Genomic DNA, 2,780 nt, shown 5'->3' with positions numbered 1-2,780 from the left:
TCCGCGGCCTCTGCGTCTGTCTCAAGCGGGGCAATGGCGGGATCGAACCCCGGCGTCTTGTCGTGCGTTGCTCCTGCCTGAACTTCGCCTCTGGCCGCGGCAGCCGTGAGACCTGTAACCTTAGCCATAATCTCTCCCCTTCGAACCGATCTCGGCAGTATCGCACTTGCAGGCGCCGGCGGAACCAAGCTTGCATGCGCTGAGGCGACCCACCACGGTCAGACTTGCTCGCTCAGCAGAATCCTGGCGTCCTTGGCCGCAACGATGAACGCCTGTCGTGCCGCCCTTGTCGGCTTTTCGCCTCGCATGACGGCAAGGCACGCTCTGATCGCGGCAAGACGCCTCTCGGATGTCGGCTTTGGCCAGTCCCGCAGCAGCACTTCGGCTGCGTCCGACACCGAAACCACAACCCTGTCGCGGTCTATCCGGCCAGGTTGAATGACAATCGGCTTTCTGAAATGTCCAGTACGCACATGCCTCTCCAGCGGGATGCACTCTATTCGACACGCCGCTGCAAGACTGCGCGTCGCGACGCGCTTTAACTCCGCAACCGTCGATTTGTTCCAGAGCACCTGGCGTTTGAAACAACTAGCCGTTGGCCGTCCGTGCGCGCCCGTCCCAAGACTTACAACAGGTCCTTGCGAAGGAAGATGCGTGCGTGCCCTGGAATTCCGAATTCGACTTTGCCGAATTCCTCGAACCCATGCTGCATGTAGAATAGCGGCGCCTGGAAACTGCTTGTCTCGACCACGGCTTTTTTGCAGCCACGCTGGTTCATGGTGCCGGCGTTCCTGTCGCCTGTCACTTCTCCACATTTTCCGTCGATGTGGCAGATCTCACGCGAGATAGTCCGGCAGCCTCATGCGTGGATCGTGGTGCTGCCGGGCCTGCAGGCATGTCGTCTGGGTATCGGAACAAAGCGCATCTTGGCCTGTTAGGGCGACGCATCCCAGGCAAGGACAAAGCCGATGAAAACACGACAATTTTTCGCATCGCTCGCCGCTGCTTCCATTTTTCTCGCCGTGCCTGCTTTTGCTGCCGACAGCGCCCAGGCCTTCGTCGACAAGGCTGCCATCGGCGGCAAGTTCGAAGTCGACTCGAGCCAGATTGCCTTGGGCAAGGTTCAGGACCAGAGCATCAAGGACTTCGCCCAGATGATGATCCGCGATCACGGCGCGGCCAATGCCAAGCTGGCAACGGTGGCCGGCGAACAAAAATTGAAAGTGCCGCCGGCGCTTGATGCCCAGCACCAGGGCGATCTCGACAAGCTCAAGAATGCGCAGGCTCCGATCGATCCAGCCTATGTCGACATGCAGCGCAAGGCGCATGCCGACGCCGTCAAGCTGTTCGAAACCTATGCCAGCGGCGGCGACAACGCCGGGCTCAAGACATTCGCCCAGCAAACGGTCGATACGCTGAAGACGCACCAGCAGATGATCGAAAAGATCGCAGCCGGGCAGGACGCCATCACGGGAGCGACAACACCGGCGGTGAAGACCGACAATACCCCCAATGCCGCCGCTCTCGTTCCCGGCGCAAACAGCTTCACCGAAGCCCAGGCCAAGAGCCGCATCGAGGGTGCAGGCTATACCAACGTGTCGAAGCTTACCAAGGACGACCAGGGCATCTGGCGGGGCCATGCCACCAAGGCAGGCGAAAGCCTCGCCGTCGGCCTGGACTATCAGGGCAACGTCGTTGCCGCCAGCAAGTGAGCACGGATCAGGAGAAATCAATGAAAACGGTAACTGGACTGTTCGACAACTATGACGACGCGGCCGACGCGGTCCGCGAACTGGAAGCCACGGGCGTCCCGCATGCGAACATCAGCATCGTCGCCAACAACTCGGATGACTGGTACGAGGGCGACCGTTCGGAGGCTGCCGAGGATGCCGGGGCTGGCGCGGGGATTGGAGCCGTGATCGGCGGTGCCGGCGGATTGCTGACAGGGCTGGGGGTCATGGCCATCCCGGGCGTCGGACCTGTGGTCGCGGCGGGTTGGCTCGCCGCCACCGCGACAGGTGTCGTTGCCGGGGCGGTGGCAGGCGGTGCGGTCGGAGGCATTGTCGGCGCTCTGACGGAGTCCGGCGTGCCCGAGAACGATGCCCACGTGTATGCGGAGGGCGTACGCCGCGGCGGCACGTTGGTCACGGCCAGGGTGGACGATGAACTCATTGCAAATGCCGAGGAAATTCTGGGGCAATCCAGATCGGTCGATCTTGCCGAACGCCGCAGGGCTTACGAGGCTGGCGGCTGGACCGGCTTCGATGCCAATGCCGGCGAATATATCCCTGACGAGACCGATCGCGACAGCGCTCGGGCGATCAATCGGCCTTGAACGAGGAGGTGTGGTCGCACGTACCGAACGACGAGGTTTCACGAAGTGCTACGGAGCGTGTGGGACAGATGTTCGAGTTGCCCGGCTTCAAGATCTCCGTGAGCAAGGCATGAAGCTTCCCGGCTGTCCGGCGCGTTAAGTGATCTCAGTTGAATCCCCGACCGTTCAAGCGAACTGGCTGGCTGTCGGGTTGGCGTGCTGCACGAAAAGTACTCAGCGATCAAGGTGCGGTGTTGGTATGGTGGTGCGCTGGCGGGCTCTGGTCACGCTGAGCCGCACGTCTGCCGCCTGGCTCATATCGGGCGTGCGCCTGTTCGATCTCACAACTCGATTCTAGTGACTGTGGCTCCCCTTATGTTCGACTATTAACTGTTCGGCCAAGTTGGGCGTTGACGCTTCCTCTCTATAAGAGTTAATAATCTCCTAATATAAGAAGCATCTAAAG

General features: G+C 60.9%; 4 protein-coding genes. 2 read left to right on the top strand and 2 right to left on the bottom strand.

The window, feature by feature from the left end; all coding sequences use genetic code 11:
• Positions 1–218 precede the first annotated feature (218 nt).
• Both EN969_RS25420 and EN969_RS25415 read right to left on the bottom strand, forming a co-directional pair.
• Positions 219–473 (bottom strand): DUF982 domain-containing protein, encoded by a 255-nt coding sequence (locus tag EN969_RS25420; protein ID WP_013533177.1) that lies wholly within the window; start codon positions 471–473, stop codon positions 219–221.
• A gap of 152 nt (positions 474–625) precedes the next feature.
• A complete protein-coding gene (locus tag EN969_RS25415) occupies positions 626–805 on the bottom strand; it encodes a hypothetical protein (RefSeq protein WP_024502377.1) in 180 nt (59 codons plus the stop codon).
• Between the two features lie 163 nt (positions 806–968).
• On the opposite strand from EN969_RS25415, the gene EN969_RS25410 reads away from it, so the two are divergent.
• Together EN969_RS25410 and EN969_RS25405 are read left to right on the top strand one after the other, a co-directional pair.
• Positions 969–1,712, top strand: coding sequence for a DUF4142 domain-containing protein (locus EN969_RS25410; RefSeq protein WP_063170169.1), 744 nt, complete (start codon positions 969–971; stop codon positions 1,710–1,712).
• A gap of 20 nt (positions 1,713–1,732) precedes the next feature.
• Complete coding sequence (locus tag EN969_RS25405; RefSeq protein ID WP_063170170.1) at positions 1,733–2,335, top strand: general stress protein; 603 nt, start codon at positions 1,733–1,735, stop codon at positions 2,333–2,335.
• Positions 2,336–2,780: the final 445 nt, after the last annotated feature.

This window comes from Mesorhizobium sp. M7A.F.Ca.CA.003.01.2.1 (genome assembly GCF_003998945.1).
Classification (GTDB): domain Bacteria; phylum Pseudomonadota; class Alphaproteobacteria; order Rhizobiales; family Rhizobiaceae; genus Mesorhizobium; species Mesorhizobium ciceri.
Note: the sequence above shows the minus strand (reverse complement) of the source record. Positions and strands in the feature narration are given on the sequence as shown.

Coding starts and splice junctions, on each gene's coding strand:
- EN969_RS25410 (WP_063170169.1), top strand. CDS start 969: ATGAAAACACGACAATTTTTCGCATCGCTCGCCGCTGCTTCCATTTTT.
- EN969_RS25405 (WP_063170170.1), top strand. CDS start 1,733: ATGAAAACGGTAACTGGACTGTTCGACAACTATGACGACGCGGCCGAC.